Consider the following 17,399-nt stretch of genomic DNA (forward strand, 5'->3'; position numbering starts at 1 on the left):
CCATTCCAGTTTAATTTTGTTCCGATACTTTCTTATTTACAAGCCTTTTGGCATGCTTTCGCAGTTTACCCGCGAAGGCGAGCATACCACTCTTGCTGATCTGGAATTCGATTTCCCAAAAGACGTTTATCCTGTTGGCCGGCTGGATGCCGACAGCGAGGGTTTGCTCCTGCTTACGAATGATAATTTTCTCAAAACCAAGTTGCTCGAACCTCGAAACAAGCATAAACGCACCTATTACGTACAGGTTGAAGGCATGGCAACGCAGGAAGCTTGTCGGGAACTTAGCGCAGGTGTGACAATTTCTATCAACAGTAAGAGTTACCGTACCTTACCGGCAGAAGTTTCTCTCATAGAAGAACCTGCTCTGCCAGACAGAAGTCCACCGATCCGGTTCAGAAAAAATATCCCTACTTCCTGGATGTCGGTGATATTACATGAAGGAAAAAACCGGCAAGTCCGAAAAATGACGGCGGCTGTTAATTTTCCTACGCTGAGGCTTTCGCGCTGGGCAATCGGCAGTCTGTCCATAGCAGATTATCCTGGCAATATCGCTCCCGGATCCGTTTGGGAAATCAAAGGTTCCGAAATAAAACGCCTGCTCCAATAACTGAAATTAGATAGATTTTCAATAAGCTCCCGAACATCTTGACAAACCGTTAAGAAGCGTTATTTTTGCAGATACCCGGTATTTTTAAATACTGACAATGTCCACCTATTGCTGCATTCAGCCTGGCTGTTATCCGGCATACCTTTAACTTAAAAATACTTGGCAAAGGAACGTAAGGAAACCCCGCTTAACAAACAATATAACCAGATCAAAGCCAAATATCCAGGTGCATTACTGCTATTCAGGGTTGGCGATTTTTACGAAACCTTTGGCGAAGATGCCATCCGTGCATCAAAAATTCTTGGCATTGTACTCACACGAAGAAATAATGGAGGTTCGCACGAAGAACTGGCCGGATTTCCTCATCATTCCCTGGATAACTACCTGCCCAAACTGGTGAGAGCCGGCGAACGTGTTGCCATTTGTGACCAACTTGAAGACCCGGCAGCAGCAAAAGGTATTGTAAAACGCGGTGTAACCGAACTTGTAACTCCCGGTGTTTCATTAAACGACAACGTGCTGGATGTCAGAAAAAACAACTATCTGGCCGCGGTTCACATAGGTTCGGATGATCTTTATGGCGTTGCTTTTCTGGACATATCAACGGGTGAATTTATGACATCACAGGGCAATGCTGCCTATGTTGATAAAATGTTGCAGGGATTTGGACCGGCGGAAGTATTATACTGTAAAAAAACCAAACAGGAATTCAACCAGCTCTTTGGAGGAAAATATCATACGTTTCAGCTGGAAGACTGGTGTTTTGGGTATGAATACGGCTATGATCAGTTGATTTCCCATTTCCAGACTACTACGCTGAAAGGCTTTGGTATAGAAAATCTCCCGATGGGGATCATTGCTGCGGGTGTGATCTTACATTATCTGCGGGAAACTGAGCATAAGGAAGTAAGCCATATCAGCCGCGTTACCCGTTTGGAAGAAGAAAAATACGTTTGGCTGGATCGATTCACTGTTCGTAACCTTGAACTGGTGTATCCCCAACAGGAAGGCGGTGTTCCGCTTATTCAAATTCTGGATCAAACGGTAACGCCCATGGGGGCGCGATTGCTCAGAAAGTGGGTGGTTTTGCCGTTAAAGGACAAACTTCCGATAGAAGAACGGCTCAATACCGTTGAACACTTTTTGAAGCGGGAAGACTTTCATGATTCTGTCACTCAGTATCTCAAACAAATTGGAGACCTTGAAAGATTGATTTCCAAAGTTGCGGTGCGCCGTATTAATCCTCGCGAACTGGTTCAACTGAAAAAATCGCTGAAACAAATCGGGCCGATCAAGGATCTTTTGGCCGGACTCGTTGAGCAAGATAAAAAAGCCAAATCAAAAGAATCCGGACTGGCTTACGCCATTCTGAATAAATATTCCGATCAGCTCAATCCATGTAATTTCCTTATCGACCAGATCGAGACGAAATTGCGGGACGACGCGCCTGTACTTTCCAACCAGGGGCGCATGATCAAAAGCGGTGTGGATCCTGAACTGGATGAACTGCATGCCATTTCTTACGAAGGCAAAGATTATTTGCTAAAACTTCAAAATCGTGAAATTGAACGAACCGGTATAGGCTCGCTCAAAATCGCCTACAATAAAGTATTCGGGTATTATCTGGAAGTGACTCATGCACATCAGAACAAGGTACCAGCCGACTGGATCCGTAAACAGACGCTCGTAAATGCTGAACGCTACATCACGCCCGAACTCAAAGAATATGAAGAAAAAATTCTGAATGCCGAGGATAAAATCTCTACCATTGAATTTAGGATTTTCAACGAAATAGTGCTTACAGCTGCTGAATATGTAGGTACAATCCAGCAGAACGCTATCGTGATTTCTACGCTGGATGCATTGGGTTCGTTCGCGGCTATTGCCAGAAAGAATAATTACGTCAAACCTGTCATTACAGAAGGTAAGGAACTGGACATTAAGGATGGGAGGCATGCCGTGATAGAACAACAACTTCCTCTGGGTGAAGCTTATGTGCCGAATGATCTTTATCTGGACGACACAACACAGCAAATCATCATTATTACGGGACCCAACATGGCGGGTAAGTCGGCCTTGCTGCGCCAAACTGCACTGATCGTACTCATGGCACAAATGGGGAGTTATGTTCCTGCAAAAGCTGCAAGTATAGGGCTTGTTGATAAAATATTCACCCGGGTTGGAGCAAGCGACAATTTGAGCAGAGGAGAGAGTACCTTTATGGTGGAAATGACTGAAACGGCCAGCATTCTCAATAATCTAAGTGACAGAAGTCTGGTGTTGATGGATGAAATCGGGCGCGGTACAAGCACCTACGATGGCGTTTCCATTGCCTGGGCAATTACGGAATACCTGCACAACCAACCGAGTTACAAGCCAAAAACATTATTTGCAACTCATTATCACGAATTAAATCAGCTTGCAGATGACTTTCCCCGCATCAAAAACTTTAATGTTGCAGTAAAGGAAGTTGACAACAAGGTGATATTTCTTCGCAAACTGAAACCAGGCGGAAGCGCTCATAGTTTTGGTATTCATGTTGCTCAAATTGCCGGTATGCCCCAGCCCATCGTTTTAAGGGCCAGTGAAATTATGCAGCATCTTGAAAAGGACCATGTAACCGAAGCACATAAAAAGCGGGTGAAAGAAATTCCAAAGAATAATTTTCAGCTTAGTATTTTTGAACCGGCAGACCCAAGACTTGAAGAGTTGAAAGAAAAGCTAACGCTCGTGGATGTGAATACGCTTTCACCGATTGAAGCACTTTTGAAATTGAATGAATTTCAGAAAATGATTAAGAAATAAAAGAAAGATCACAGCAAATTGTAACCAAAGGTTATCTATTAAAAATACCGATTAATTTTAGACTTTTATTAACCTAATCCCGCTAATGAAGAATACAACGCGTTTTCAATTGATGGCTATGATGTTCCTCCTGTATTTTATATGGGGGTCGTGGTATGGCCAAATGAGTAAATACATGTTCACCGCACTTGGTGCAACCGGCGCACAAGTCGGGAATGCTTATGCGGCATTCTCAATCGCTATGATCATTGCACCGTTTTTTGTGGGAATGATTGCAGATCGATATTTCGCAGCCCAGAAAGTGCTCGGTGTATTCAGCCTTGTTGGAGCTGCTTTGCTTTATGTGATAACAGGCGTAACCGATCCGGATACGTTTTTCTGGGTGATACTGGCCTATTGTATCACGTTTGCTCCTACCATGGCACTCACTACATCTATAGCGATGCAGCATGTAAGAGATTCCGAAAAGGATTTTCCACCTATTCGTGTAATGGGAACCGTAGCGTGGATCGTTGTGTCAAATATCGTAGGATATTATGGTTTTGGAGACAGTGTAATGATTTTCAGACTATCCATGTTTGCGGCGGCAATTCTGGGCGTTTATTCTTTCTTTTTACCCAACACCCCGCCAAAGCCAAGCACTAGTACATCATTTTCTGACATTTTAGGTCTCGATGCGTTTAAGTTATTTAAAGACCGGTCATTTGCTGTTTTCTTTTTCTCATCGCTGTTAATCTGCATTCCGTTGTCCTTTTATTATGCAATGGCGAATCCGTCACTCACGGATACAGGTATGACAAACGTTGAAAATAAGATGTCGCTTGGCCAGGCTTCTGAATTTGTATTCATGCTGCTTATTCCTTTTGCGTTCAGAAAATTCGGTGTTAAATGGATACTTATTGTAGGATTGGTAGCCTGGATCATACGTTTTATGGCTTTCGGTTATGGTAGCATTGAAAACGAATGGCTGCTGTATATCGCCATTATTCTGCATGGTGTTTGTTATGATTTCTTCTTTGTTACAGGACAGATTTATACCGATAGCAAAGCAGGCGAAAAATACCGCTCATCTGCTCAGGGTTTGATCACATTGGCTACGCTTGGTATCGGAATGGGAATCGGATCCTGGATTGCAGGTATGGTTGCCGATATGTATACGGTCAACGGCGTGAAAGACTGGACTTCGATCTGGATGATTCCTGCGGCGATTGCAGCAGTGGTACTGGTGTTATTGGTTTTGTTCTTTAAAGACAACAAGGTCAAGGCTACTTCTTAACAAAGCAGGTGGATATAAAATAGAAATGGTCATGAAGCCGGGCTTCATGACCATTTCTATTAAAAGTATATTTTTTACCAATCGTCTCTGTCTCTGCTATCACCTCTTCTGGAACCGCCGCCTTTTTTATATTCACCTCTTCCACCTGAGCGGTCGCGGTCATAATCTGACTTTGGTTTTCCACCGTAGCCACCGCTTCCACCTCCATAACCACCACCACTGTAACCGCCACCGGCTGGTTTGTCTTTACCAAAACTTCTCGGCGCATCGCTGCGAGGTCTGCCACTGTCAGCGGTTCTTGGAGCCGCATCTTTTTTCTGCGATTCATTCACAACCAGTGGTCTGCCATACATTTCCTGTCCATTCAATTCACTTATAGCCAGCCTTGCCTGCTCTTCGTCAGGCATTTCTACAAATCCGAATCCTTTGCTTTGACGCGTGATTTTGTCAATAATTATTTTTGCGGAGCTCACTTCACCAAATTTTTCGAAAGCTTCACGCAACTCGCTTTCCTTTAACTTAAAAGAAAGACTCCCAACAAAAATGTCCATGGAAATGCCTGTTTTTTTAGATTGATTAAGTTATAAATATATTTATTTTAACTGATAAGCAGCAACACTGTTTTTCATAAATGTGGGCACATACACAATTTTCTTGATCGGATCATAACCAATATCCGCAGAGTTAATTTTGTCAGCACTGGTGTCCAGCAATTTCTCTGCTCCTTTATCAGTCACATAGTATACCACACCAGCCCAGCAGGACATAATGTATTCTCCCGGCCTGACCTGTTCAATCCCGTCTGTACTTTTATCCATTCCTTCGGCAATGACCGTGATTTTTTTATCACTGCTCAATCTTTTCAGTGCACCACTGTCTGCGATCAGCAGATCAGACCCGACGGCAAGCAGACCGTTCGGTCTGGTAAGATCTTCAAAATACGTAGAGATTTTACCGTCTTTAATCAGGTGAACTTTCTTCATATCCGAATCAGAAACATAAATGTTCCCTTTCGCGTCGATTGTAAGATCATTCAAAAATTTGGCACCTTCAACCTCATGTTTTTTGATGATCTTACCACTTTTGATGTCAATTTCAACAACCGCTGTCACATCGGCAACATATAGCTTATTGCCAATTTTCCCCATCCCTTTTGGAGCGTCCAGCCCTGTAATCCAGTCTTGAGCAATAATTTTCCCATCCAGACCTACCTTCGCGATACCACCTTTTCCATCCTTCTCTCCCGATTTCCCATCGATTTGAGCCACGTATAACAGTTTATCTGTCGCGCTGTATAGCACCGATTCAGGAATTGGAAGTGATGCTTCTGTTTCCCACAGCTTTACCAATGAATGCTGCGCCTGCGCGTACATGGTGGTGAATGTGGTCAAAGCTGCGCCGAGTAATAAATGCCTGCATTTCATGTTGTATCCTATTTTTTCATTTAAATTAATGAAAGCTACTTCAAGAGAATTTTATACTATCTATTACAGAAAAAAATATGCCCACGATTATTATAGAAGGCCAATATTCAAAACAAAAAGACCCGAACAGTTTTTTAGATCTGCCGGGTCTTTCGAATACAATTTATTGATTCTATTTTTTCTTCTTCGTGTTTTTAGGAGCCTTCATTTGAGCCGGACGTGCAGCAACTTCGTTCAGATCTTTGATGCGAATATTCCTGAATTTGAGTGGCGAGCCATGTCCCAGGAAACCAAGGTGTCCTTTGATTCTGCTCAAACCAGGATGCTCTCTTTTATCAACCGTTCCATTTTTGCTTGCCTCTGCAAGATCACCATCCAGAATTACGGTTCCGTTCAAAGTCACCTTAATTTTTGAACCCTGTACACGCACTTCTTCATAATTCCACTCACCAACTGGTTTTAAGAAACCGCGTTTGGCCGGAATGATGCCATATGCAGATCCATGGTACTGATATTCTTTCAGGTTTTTATAAATATCAGCGTCATTGTCGAGTATCTGAATTTCAGTTCCTACGTAAGCTGCATCCCCTTCCAACGGTGTACGAATTCCCAACCCATTGTTAGCACCCGGGGTTAGCTGGAATTCAAAGCGGAAATCGAAGTCGCCGTATTCCTCTTTTGAGTAGAGGTTTCCGTTACCTCCTCGTTTAGGATCTACCATCATTACACCATTCTCGATAAAATAAGCTTTGGTATTGCCTATCCATTCGTGCATGTTGGTTCCGTCGAAGAGAATTTTGAAGCCGTCGTTCTTCTCGGTCTCAGACAGTATGAAAGGTTCTGCCTGCGGTATTTCTCTAACATAGATATCCCTGTAATTGATCTCATTTCCGTGCGCTTGCAGTTCAATTTGTTCTTTCAGAAAAATTGGCAATTTACGATCCCAATAGTTTTCAAGGATCACATTATCAACCACATTTTCTCCGTTCAAATCAACAGACACGCGGTCTCCGATCATGGTGATATGGAACGTATTCCAGTCGCCAATAGCATTATCGGCAAGTTTGGACGGTTTACTCGGATTCTTTGTATTGTTGTAGAGGCCACCTGAACCAACCTGTGCCCCTACATCAACGCGTGATGTGTCCCAGATCTGCACCTGAGGTGTACCACGCAGGTAAATTCCGGCATCACCGTTTTTCTGAATTTTCCAATCCACATACATTTCAAAATCTCCGTATTGTTTTACCGTACAAAGATTATCTCCATGGCCGGAGAATACCAGCTCACCATCCTTTACAAACCAACCTTTCTGGGCCACTTCATCCGCTTTCTTCTGTTTGTAGGCCAATGAATCGGCACTCATTTTGGCACGTGCAATCGGGTTTTCTACAAGTCCTTTCCAGCCCGTAAGGTCTTTTCCGTTAAACAACGACACAAAACCATCGCCTGATGGCAGTTCGGCAAGATGTTTACGGATAGACTCCTTCTGATATTCACTATCCTGGCCTTTAAGTACAGCTGCTGTTTTACTTAACAAAGCTTTTATTTCTGCACTGTAAAAGTTTTTATTGGCAAGAGCAATGCTCATCACTGCCTGTGCAGCCGCCTGCTGAACTCCTGCTTCATCCAGATATCTGCCGGCAAACAACAGCGCATTAAAGGTTTTATATTTAGAAAGTTCTTTCAATATCAGCTCTTTTTGAACATCTGTTTTTGCCAAAGCCATCACATCCCGTAACATAATTACCTTGTTAACTGGCGTTTTGGTCGACTTCGCAATTGCTGCCACATAGCCAGTTAATGCTGCATTCAGTTCCGCTGCATCTGTTGTTTTTCTTCCAATAGATAGCAGCTCGGTTGCCGCACTCGCATCCGACCAGTTGGACAGTGCATTAATCGCAGCGCTCTTCGTCAACGCATCACCCGTATTGTATGATTTCACAACGGACGTCAAGGCACTTTTACCACCTATACTTGCCAATACGGCCAAATAGCGCGACTGACTTGCCGCAGGGGACCCAGCCATTTGTTTCAAGATAAGATCACTCTGTGCTGATACATTGCCAGAACCTTTGATACCCGCGCTTACTGCTTGTTGAATCGCTGATATGTCTTCTCCTTCCGGTGCTGTGTTAAGCAACGTAAATAACTGTGGCAGATCATTAGAAGTTGCGAGGGACTTTAATGCTGCAAAAGCCGATTTTTTAACGCCGGCGTCACTGCTTTTCAGCAATGAACTTACCAAACCAAATTTTGAACTTGCTGCTCTTGCTGCCAAAACATCAATAACAGCAGGCTGAGCTGCAACTGGCAGTGACGGAAGCGCAGTGGCGATCTTGTCCACAACACCATCCCCTTTCATGGTAAGCAATGCACTTTTCACAGCCTGAATTTCAACCGCATTTCCTTTTTTCAAAACGGGTACCAAGCTACTTACACTGCCTTCCTGACCTATTTTACCAGCGGCCCAGATAGCCGCCAGCCTCACAACCTGATCTTTTGAAGTCAGAGATTTGAGCACCACCGGCAAGGCGTCGGTCGCCTCTGCACGGCCAAGCATGGTAATAATCTCCGCCTGCACTTCTGGTTTTGCTTTTTTCATGCCAGCAAGCCAGGCAGCAGTTCCATTCGCCATGGTATACTTCTGCCCGAGTTTCAGCGCCGCTGCACGATATTCAGGATCGGTACTTTCCATTGCTTTTACCAAAAACGGAACACTTTCACGCTTTTTGCTATCCGAGTAAATTTTCAGAGCAGAAGAACGCGTTGCAGTTTGCTCAGGAGAAGGAGTACTTTTTATCAGTTCCAAAGCTGCTTTTTCTGCCACTGCACCATCACCATTTTGTACCAGTCGAGCCAGATATTTTACATAAACACCAGTGGCATCCGTAACATCATAACGGTATAGCGTTTTTTGCGCGGCAGCGCTCAGAATTTTCTCCGACGACTTCGCTCCTATTTCAGAAAGCGCATACAAACTTACCTTACGGAGGTTTGCATCTTCGCTCAAAGCTGTTTTTTCGAGTTCGGTCACCGCCTCTTTGTATCTGCTTTCTCCCAATGCCTCTGTTATAGCGACCTGAGCAGCTCCTTTTGCATTTCCCAGCGATGCAAGCAAAGCAGCTCCCGAAGCCTGGCTACCTATTCTTGCCAAAGCACGGGAAGCAGGTCCGACCAGGCGCTCATCGGTCAGGTAAGATTTGAGTATGTCAACGGATTCATCCTTACCAACCGTTTGCAATTGATATATCAGGAAATTTTTGCTATCCGGATCGTTTACTTTTGAAAGCGCCTCACCGTATGCCTCGGCAGCCATTTTACGCCACGCTTCTTTTCCTGATTGCGTTGCAGCATAGGTAAATCCTCCCAGCGCATATTGAATTTTGGTATTATCTCCTTTTCCAGGCGCTGTGAGCATGCTGGCAATCTGTACGATTCCCGGCTTGCCCAGGTCAGCTAGCTCCTGCATATTCTTTTTCATTGCCTCTGCATTTTCAGCAGGTACCTGAGCCAGCAAATCGGCGATTCGGGTAGCGGTGGTTCTGTTTTGATCCAATTGTGCAAAAGCCTGCGACACCATCAGGCAGAGCACCAATAAAGTATATAAGTGTTTTTTCATATCAAGCAGCTGTAAGCGATTCATGCTCAGCGATTAGATTTTGTAAATTGGAATTGGCAAATAGCTTTCAGCGAAATGCTAAAAACTGGTCAGCTAGAAATTGAAGGATCGTTCTATCCCCGACTTAATCACATCGTCCAGGGACCACGCATCGGTTGATCGATCAGGCGGTTTGCTCCTTCGTCATCAATAAATTCCTGTTTGTCCGGATCAAATTTAAGAGACCTGCCCAGTCTGAGTGCGATCAGCCCCATGTTTACAATTGTGCATGAGCGATGTCCGTTCTCTTCATTCAGTGCAAATTTCTTTCTGTTTTTAACCGCGTCAACAAAATCAGTTACCTGAGGTTCCGGATCAGGGAAAGCAGCTAGTTTTTTCTCCAAATCCTGAATATCTGATCTGAAATTAGGATACAGCTTGCCTTTTGGTCCTTCAATGTAAGCTACGTTTTCATCTTTTGCCTCACCGTCCAGTACGATCTGGCAGCCATCCGCATAAGTGTATGTAATCCTACGCCATGTACCCACGGCCTCTGTATGCTGCTGAGGCGCGTCTATTTCCACACTTACCGGACTGGTATCGTCCTTGCCCAGAAAATACTGGATCGGATCAATATAATGTTGACCCATATCTCCTAATCCACCACCGTCATAATCCCAGTAACCACGGAAAGTCTGATGTACACGGTGTGCACTATATGGCTTGTAAGGAGCGGGACCAAGCCACATCTCATAATCCAGCTCAGCGGGTACAGGCTGAGGATCATTATTTGTTTTACCAACCCAATAAAACTTCCAGTCGAAACCGGTATGCTTGCTTACTGTCACTTTTAGGGGCCATCCAAGCAAGCCGCTCTGTACCAATTTTTTAATTGGCTTCACAGTGGTTTTCATTCCATAAAAATTATCCTCAAAACGGAACCAGGTATTTAGCCTGAAAACCCTTCCATGTTGTTTCACAGCTTCAACAAGCCTTTTCCCTTCACCAATGGTACGCGTCATCGGTTTTTCACACCATACATCTTTTCCGGCACGTGCAGCATCAGCCGCAATGATACCATGCCAATGAGGCGGAGTGGCCACATGTACTATATCGACCTCAGGAAGCTGTATAAGCTCCCGGTAATCCGAAAACGTTTTAACACCCTTCTCAACCATTCCCACGGCAGTCTGCAAATGCTTTTTGTCGACATCACAAAGTGCCACAACCTTAGTTCCTGCATAAGGAATATGTCCGCGGCCCATTGAACCTACTCCTACAATGGCTTTGGTCAACTGGTCACTGGGAGCGATGAAGCCCTTTCCCAAAACATGGCGGGGAACTATTGAAAATGTGGCAAGCGTAGCAAGAGAGCCTTTAATGAAGCTTCTTCTCGACGCAGATATACCTTCCTTTTCTTTCATTGGTTAAGGTGTTGTTAGGAAATTTAAAAAATATTAAAAAGTAGCCCTGAAATTAGGATAATATTCAGAATGTAACAAAGCCAGCATGCGCAATCGTTGATTTATTTATAGTGTTGTATTTCAAATCTTAGCAGAAGGAATCCGAAGGGTTTTGTGAATACAGATTTCACACAGCACAATGTACATTACTCCCCAAAAATACTTGAGGGCTATAATAGCAGCATTCTTTCGACCTGGCTTATTTCAGTATACACCAAAAAGTACATCGAGCAGGATTTGGGTAAAGTTCTATGATGTACAATACTTATGGAATTACTTACATTGAAGCAATAAGATTTATTATTAAGCACAACTTGATATTGTACAATTATAGAGGAATATTTCCGTGTTTTTTCTTTGGAAGTGTGGCTACTTTGTTTTCGAGCATACTGAAAGCTCTGATTAATTTTTCCCGGGTTTGTTCGGGGTAAATTACTTCATCAATATATCCACGATGTGCGGCTCGATAGGGATTGGCAAATTTGCTGGTGTACTCTTCTACTTTTTCCTGTAATTTTTCAACGGGATTTTCAGCCTCGGCTATTTCTTTTTTAAAAATAATTTCAGCGGCACCACTCGCACCCATTACAGCAATTTCGGCGGTAGGCCAGGCATAATTCATATCAGCACCAATGTGTTTGGAATTCATAACATCATAAGCACCACCGTATGCTTTCCGGGTAATCACAGTTATTCTCGGAACAGTAGCTTCGCAAAAAGCATAGAGCAACTTAGCTCCGTTACTTATGATTCCATTCCACTCCTGATCCGTTCCCGGCAAAAATCCGGGTACATCTTCCAACACCAGCAGCGGCACATTAAAACAATCACAAAACCGGACAAATCGTGCCGCTTTCTGACTCGCGTTTATATCTAAAACACCGGCCAATACCGCGGGCTGATTGGCCACTATACCAATACTCCTGCCAGCCAGGCGGGCAAAGCCTACCACAATATTCTCGGCAAAATTTGTATGTACTTCAAAAAAACTTTCCGTATCAGCCAGTTCGCTGATCACCTCGCGCATATCATACGGCTGGTTCGGATTCGAAGGTATTAAACCCGCAAGAGCCGGCCGAGTCTCATCGGATTCCTGGTAGGGATAACGCGGCGCAATATCCTCACAGTTTTGAGGTATATAACTCAACAGTTTTTTGATAGACAGAATGCACTCTACTTCATTGGGTGAGACAAAATGTGTTACACCTGATTTTACCGCATGGGTCATCGCGCCGCCCAGTTCCTCCGAAGTCACATCCTCATGCGTAACCGTTTTAACAACATTCGGACCGGTCACAAACATGTAACTGGTATTCTCCACCATCAGAATAAAATCGGTAATAGCGGGAGAATAAACCGCGCCGCCGGCACAGGGTCCCATTACAGCGGAGATTTGCGGAATAACACCTGATGCAAGGGTATTCTTGTAAAATATATCGGCATACCCTGCAAGGGAAAGAACCCCCTCCTGAATACGTGCCCCACCCGAATCATTTAATCCTACAACAGGAGCGCCATTTTTCATGGCCAGATCCATAATCCGGATAATCTTTTCAGCATGGGTTTCTGATAAAGAACCTCCAAAAACTGTAAAATCCTGTGCAAAAATATAGGTAAGCCGGCCGTTAATTTTTCCGTAACCCGTCACAACCCCATCGCCCAGATAATGTTCTTTGTCCAAACCAAAATCCTTGCTACGGTGCATTACGAACTTACCTATTTCCTCAAATGAACCCTTGTCTACCAGTATTTCAATACGCTCGCGGGCTGTGAGTTTACCTTTTGCATGCTGGGCGTTAATACGTTTTTCACCACCACCCAAAGCAGCTTCCGCATTTTTTTTATCTAAAAGTTCTTTTTTTGAAGCTGCGGCAGATACTGGTTCCATGTATTACAGTCGATATGGTTACATTTGCTTTTGAACAAGTTATAAATATAGTCTCAATTTTATTGATTAAGGAAATAATTATATTCCAATGAGCCGGGCCGGATTGCGCTTTTCTATTTTACCAATTCTCCTTTTGCTGATGAAAGTTCCGGCAATTGCGCAGCCAACAGGTGGAAGAAGCAAGCTCGATTTTTTACAATTACCATCACAGGCGAAAAGCAATGCGCTTGGTTCCAGTCATTTTACAATATTGGGTCATGATCCTGCCCTTTTCCTTCAAAATCCGGCTCTTCTGGATTCGAGCGTATCTGATAACGTATCATTGAACCTGATGCCCTATCTTGCTGATACCAGATTTGTAAACGTTGCTTATGCGAAAACATTAAAGAGAACCGGAGGGACCTGGGCAACGGGAATCCAATACCTGAACTATGGGACCATGCAGGAGACCGATGACATCGGAAATGTAGTAGGCGAATTTCGGGCGGCGGACTATGGCATTTCAGCAGGTTACGGCCACACCATCGGCGCTTTTACCTTAGGGGCAACGGCAAAACTTGTTGCTTCTTCCATTGAATCGTATACCACCTGGGGCATGGCCATGGACTGGGGCGGCTTATTCAAACATCCACGCCAGGATCTTACAGTTGGTTTTTTAGTAAAAAACCTGGGCTTTTTGAAACAAAATTATAATTCAGCCAGCGATCCTATTCTACCTCTTGACGTCAGAGTTGGCATCAGCCTCAAACCACAATATATGCCCATTCGGTTTACAGCTACCATCCACCATCTCAATAAATTTGATATGGTTTATAACGACCCGAATCTGTTCTTCACCTATGACAATAACGGAGGACGGATTCCCAGGAAAGTAGGTGTTGCTGAAAAACTCGGTCGTCATTTGGCTCTTGGTGCGGAAGCCTTACTCCATCCCAATTTCAGAATTTTACTGGGATATGATCATTTAAGGAGACAGGAACTGAGGCTTGTGGATCGCGGCGCACTGGCAGGATTCTCTTTTGGTGCCTGGTTAAGAGTCAGAAAATTTGAGATCGGTTATGGCCGGGCTCAGTACACACCCGGCTTTGGCAGCAGTTCGCTTTCTATTGTAATGAACCTGAAAAAAGGATTTGCCAGAGAAAGAGTTAATTTTCAAGAATAAGACACCTTCACTAAAACAAACTAGAAAATGAATATATCAGAGATCTGGATTTATCCCGTGAAGTCACTGGGCGGTATCAGACTTAAGGAGGCAGAAGTGGAAGAAAAAGGTCTGAAATATGACCGTCGTTGGATGATTGTCGATGAAGACGGCATCTTTCTGACACAAAGGGCTTATTCAAAAATGGCTTTGATTGACGTTTCTATTGATACAAATGCACTTACACTCACTTCCAGATCAGATCAGCAATCCATCAGCATTCCTTTTGAACCGGTTTCTGCGGAGCAAATTTCTGTGAAAGTATGGGATGATGAAGTTGTAGCTCTTACCGTTAATGACCAAGCAGACGTATGGCTTAGCCAGCAACTTGACAAAAATGTAAGACTGGTTTTAATGCCCGAATGGTCTGAGCGCAAAGCGGATCCGAAATATGCCAAAAATGATGAAAACGTGAGTTTTGCAGATGGATTCCCCTTCCTGATTATATCGCAAGCTTCACTGGATAACCTGAATAGCAAATTATCAGAAAGCCTGGAAATGAAGCGTTTCAGACCCAATTTTGTGGTAGCCGGAACTGCACCACATGCCGAAGACGAATGGAAGGAAATCAGAATTGGCAATTTGGAATTTGAGATCGTAAAGCCTTGTGCACGCTGTGTACTCACTACCATTGATCCCGAAACAGGAAACAAAGGGCCTGAACCTTTGAAAACATTGGCGACATACCGCAGACTGAACAACAAAATACTTTTCGGACAAAATGTGGTCGCAAGAAACTCAGGGGCGATTAGCGAAAACGATACCGTGGCTATTTTACAAACTCAATGATAAAAAAATAACCCGCCATTAAAGCGGGTTACCAATTGTATAAAAAGATCTTGTTTAAGCCTGTGCCTCCGACTCACCTGCACCGTTGCTGGACTGGAATGGGCTTTTCATAATACCACGTTCCGAATTCCGAATGAAATTGATAATTACATCACGTTCGTTTGAAGGTGGTAATTCAAGTTCAATCTTCTGCAATGCCTCCGCGTTATTAAGGCCGCGCATGTATATGTAACGGTAAATATTTTGTATTTCAATGATCTTATCATTGCTAAAACCCCTTCTGCGTAATCCCACAGAATTGATCCCTGCGTAAGAAATAGGTTCTCTTGCCGCTTTTGTAAACGGAGGAACATCTTTCCTTACCAGCGAGGCGCCTGAAACAAAAGCATGCGCTCCGATTTTAACAAACTGATGCACAGCGCTCAATGCACTCACAATTGCCCAGTCGCCCACATGTACGTGACCGGCCATTTGCACATTATTCCCAACGATACAGTTGTTACCAACCCGGCAATCGTGTGCAACGTGTGCATAAGCCATAATGAGACAGTCCGAACCAACTACTGTTTTCCAGTGCTCTTCGGTTCCCCGGCTAATGGTGGCATACTCACGGATGGTTGTATTATCACCAATTACCGTTAGTGTGTACTCATTGTTATATTTCAAATCCTGCGGAGTAGCAGAAATAACGACTCCGGGATAGATACGGCAATTTTTCCCGATCCGGGCTCCCGCGTTAATTACGGCGTGAGAACCTATCCAGGTACCTTCTCCAATCTCCACGTCTTTGTGAATCATGGCAAAAGGCTCAATTTCTACATTCTGAGCAATCTTAGCGTCAGGATGGATATATGCTAACGATTGTGTCATTTTTTCTTTACCAGGCTGGCGATCATATCAGCTTCACATACGAGCTGTCCGGCTACATAACCCCGGCCACTCATTTTTACAATACCTCGTTTCATCGGTGAGGTGAACTCGCATTTAAATATTACCGTATCTCCCGGAAATACATTACGTCGGAAACGACAAGCATCAATTCCAATCAGGTAAGGCCAGTAGTTATCAGGATCGGGCACACTTGTTAAAACGAGGATTCCGCCAGTTTGTGCCATTGCTTCCAATTGCAATACACCCGGCATCACCGGATTGCCAGGAAAATGACCAACAAAGTACTCTTCATTGATCGTCACGTTTTTCACACCCACAACGCTATTCTCATCCAGTGCGATGATCTTGTCGATCATCTGAAATGGATATCTGTGTGCCAAAAGCTCGCCAATCTGATTGATATCAAAAACAGGCGCTTTGTTCGGATCGTACTGAGGAATGTTTCCCTTACCCGATTTGATCAGTTTTTTAATCTTTTTAGCCAAAGCCACGTTTGCTGCATGTCCGGGACGTGCAGCCAATATCTGCGCTTTAATTGGGCGACCAATCAAAGCCAAATCCCCGATCAGGTCCAGCAACTTGTGCCTCGCCATTTCATTAGGATAATGCAGATCTACATTATTGAGTATACCCTTAGATTCGTCTACACTTACTTTCGGCTTATTGAGCAATTGAGAAAGGTGATCCAATTCACCGTCTTCTACTTTGCGATCAACGATGACGATTGCATTTGTGACATCTCCTCCTTTAATCAAATTTTGCTTGTACAAAGCTTCCAGTTCATGCAGAAAAACAAATGTGCGGCAGGAAGCGATGTCATCTTTGAACAAAGTAATGTCATTCAAAGATGCATGTTGGCTGCTGATTACAGTCGAATTATAATCGACCATAACGGTAAGCCTGTAATCAGAAAGCGGCAACGCCACCATCTCCGTGCTTGTGTCCAGGTTTTTATAATGAACATATTCCGGAACTTCGAAATAGTTACGATAAGCATTCTGCTCCTCGGTACCAGCTTCAATAAGGGCATCCACAAATTTGATAGAACTTCCATCCATAATTGGAGGCTCAGGTCCGTCTAGCTGTATCAGCACATTATCAATTTGCAAACCTACAAGAGCGGCGAGTGTGTGCTCAACGGTGTGGATACGTGCACCATTTTGCTCAATGGTTGTACCTCTCGACAAGTCTACAACATTGTCAACATCAGCATCAACAATAGGCTGACCCGGTAAATCGACACGCTGAAATTTATATCCATGATTTGCCGGTGCGGGCACAAATGTCATCGTAGCCACTACTCCGGTGTGCAAACCTACGCCGGTTACGGATACTGACTTGGAAATGGTCTGTTGTTTTTCGTTCATTATATTCTCCTTATCTACTTAAAGGCGACGGGGATTGCTTATGCAAATTGCGGATATCTTAATCTTTGCCTTTTATATAAAATA

General features: G+C 43.8%; 12 protein-coding genes. 5 read left to right on the top strand and 7 right to left on the bottom strand.

Features of this window, described 5'->3' with window-relative positions:
* Positions 1-52 precede the first annotated feature (52 nt).
* The 3 genes from LZG71_RS28575 to LZG71_RS28585 all read left to right on the top strand — a co-directional run bounded on the left by LZG71_RS28575 (position 53) and on the right by LZG71_RS28585 (position 4,691).
* Positions 53-610, top strand: a complete 558-nt coding sequence (locus tag LZG71_RS28575; RefSeq protein WP_233826398.1) for a pseudouridine synthase — start codon at positions 53-55, stop codon at positions 608-610.
* Between the two features lie 159 nt (positions 611-769).
* The gene (gene mutS / locus LZG71_RS28580) at positions 770-3,415 is read left to right on the top strand and encodes a DNA mismatch repair protein MutS (protein WP_233826400.1); all 2,646 of its coding nucleotides are present in this window, start codon (positions 770-772) and stop codon (positions 3,413-3,415) included.
* An 85-nt stretch (positions 3,416-3,500) separates the two neighbouring features.
* The gene (locus LZG71_RS28585; protein ID WP_233826401.1) at positions 3,501-4,691 is read left to right on the top strand and encodes a nucleoside permease; all 1,191 of its coding nucleotides are present in this window, start codon (positions 3,501-3,503) and stop codon (positions 4,689-4,691) included.
* Between the two features lie 74 nt (positions 4,692-4,765).
* On the opposite strand, the gene LZG71_RS28590 is transcribed toward LZG71_RS28585, so the two are convergent.
* From LZG71_RS28590 to LZG71_RS28610, 5 genes are all read right to left on the bottom strand, one after another.
* Complete coding sequence (locus LZG71_RS28590) at positions 4,766-5,242, bottom strand: RNA-binding protein (protein WP_233826403.1); 477 nt, start codon at positions 5,240-5,242, stop codon at positions 4,766-4,768.
* A 42-nt stretch (positions 5,243-5,284) separates the two neighbouring features.
* Positions 5,285-6,115 (bottom strand): strictosidine synthase family protein, encoded by an 831-nt coding sequence (locus LZG71_RS28595; RefSeq protein ID WP_233826405.1) that lies wholly within the window; start codon positions 6,113-6,115, stop codon positions 5,285-5,287.
* Positions 6,116-6,287: 172 nt separating this feature from the next.
* The gene (locus LZG71_RS28600) at positions 6,288-9,737 is read right to left on the bottom strand and encodes a DUF1080 domain-containing protein (protein WP_233826407.1); all 3,450 of its coding nucleotides are present in this window, start codon (positions 9,735-9,737) and stop codon (positions 6,288-6,290) included.
* Positions 9,738-9,865: 128 nt separating this feature from the next.
* Positions 9,866-11,140 carry a Gfo/Idh/MocA family oxidoreductase gene (locus tag LZG71_RS28605; protein WP_233826409.1) on the bottom strand — a complete coding sequence of 425 codons (1,275 nt, stop codon included), beginning with the start codon at positions 11,138-11,140 and terminating at the stop codon, positions 9,866-9,868.
* Positions 11,141-11,507: 367 nt separating this feature from the next.
* Positions 11,508-13,067, bottom strand: coding sequence for an acyl-CoA carboxylase subunit beta (locus tag LZG71_RS28610; protein WP_233826411.1), 1,560 nt, complete (start codon positions 13,065-13,067; stop codon positions 11,508-11,510).
* A gap of 88 nt (positions 13,068-13,155) precedes the next feature.
* Between LZG71_RS28610 and porQ the strand changes: the two genes are divergently transcribed.
* Together porQ and LZG71_RS28620 are read left to right on the top strand one after the other, a co-directional pair.
* Positions 13,156-14,229, top strand: a complete 1,074-nt coding sequence (porQ, locus tag LZG71_RS28615) for a type IX secretion system protein PorQ (protein WP_233826413.1) — start codon at positions 13,156-13,158, stop codon at positions 14,227-14,229.
* A gap of 27 nt (positions 14,230-14,256) precedes the next feature.
* The gene (locus tag LZG71_RS28620) at positions 14,257-15,057 is read left to right on the top strand and encodes an MOSC domain-containing protein (protein WP_233826415.1); all 801 of its coding nucleotides are present in this window, start codon (positions 14,257-14,259) and stop codon (positions 15,055-15,057) included.
* Between the two features lie 54 nt (positions 15,058-15,111).
* Here the strand turns inward: LZG71_RS28620 and lpxA are convergent, their stop codons facing one another.
* Together lpxA and LZG71_RS28630 are read right to left on the bottom strand one after the other, a co-directional pair.
* Positions 15,112-15,927: an acyl-ACP--UDP-N-acetylglucosamine O-acyltransferase gene (gene lpxA / locus LZG71_RS28625; protein WP_233826417.1), complete on the bottom strand. Its 816-nt coding sequence runs from the start codon at positions 15,925-15,927 to the stop codon at positions 15,112-15,114.
* Positions 15,924-17,315, bottom strand: coding sequence for a bifunctional UDP-3-O-[3-hydroxymyristoyl] N-acetylglucosamine deacetylase/3-hydroxyacyl-ACP dehydratase (locus LZG71_RS28630; protein ID WP_233826419.1), 1,392 nt, complete (start codon positions 17,313-17,315; stop codon positions 15,924-15,926). Before LZG71_RS28630 ends, lpxA begins: the two co-directional genes overlap by 4 nt.
* Between the last annotated feature and the right edge of the window lie 84 nt (positions 17,316-17,399).

Source organism: Dyadobacter sp. CY312 (assembly GCF_021390535.1).
Taxonomy (GTDB): domain Bacteria; phylum Bacteroidota; class Bacteroidia; order Cytophagales; family Spirosomataceae; genus Dyadobacter.